The organism is Massilia frigida, from assembly GCF_011682175.1.
Classification (GTDB): domain Bacteria; phylum Pseudomonadota; class Gammaproteobacteria; order Burkholderiales; family Burkholderiaceae_D; genus Telluria_A; species Telluria_A frigida.
The window spans coordinates 1-549 of record NZ_WHJG01000169.1 but is presented as its reverse complement, the minus strand read 5'-3'; the positions used below and the strand labels follow the sequence as shown (position 1 = coordinate 549).

At 68.3% G+C, this 549-nt stretch carries 1 protein-coding gene; it reads right to left on the bottom strand.

Going from position 1 to position 549, the window contains the following annotated elements; all coding sequences use genetic code 11:
* Positions 1-544 (bottom strand): IS91 family transposase (locus tag F2P44_RS36885; protein WP_167094613.1); only part of this gene is annotated, 544 nt, incomplete at its 3' end.
* Between the last annotated feature and the right edge of the window lie 5 nt (positions 545-549).

Sequence of the window (549 nt, the reverse complement as noted above, 5' to 3'; positions counted from 1 at the left end):
TGCAGGCGATCCAGCGTGTGCCGTCCGGCGCCAGGCCGCCGCCGGGGACGATTCCGTGCACATGCGGATGGTGGGTCAGTGCCGAGCCCCATGTGTGCAGCACCAGCGTGGCACCGATGCGGGCACCGAGGTGCTTGGGATCGGCAGCAATGGTGCACAGCGTCTGCGCCGCCGTCTCGAACAGCAGGCGGTACATCAATGCCTTGTTGTACCAGGCGAGCGCGGCGACCGGTGCCGGCAGGGTGAAGACGACATGGTAGTACTCGACCGGCAGCAACTCGTTCTGGCGCGCTTCGAGCCAGCGGCGCGCGGCATTGGCCTGGCACTTTGGGCAGTGCCGGTTGCGGCAGGAGTTGTAGGCAATGTCGACGTGTTCGCAGGCATCGCAGCGCAGCGCGTGCCCTCCCAGCGCCGCGCTGCGGCACTGCTCGATGGCCGACATGACCTTCAGTTGGCCCAGGCTCAGGTGACCGCGCTGTGCGTGTCGCCAAGCCGGGCCGTGGGCGCGGAAGATGTCCGCGACCTCCAGGTCGGGGCGCTCCATAGCAC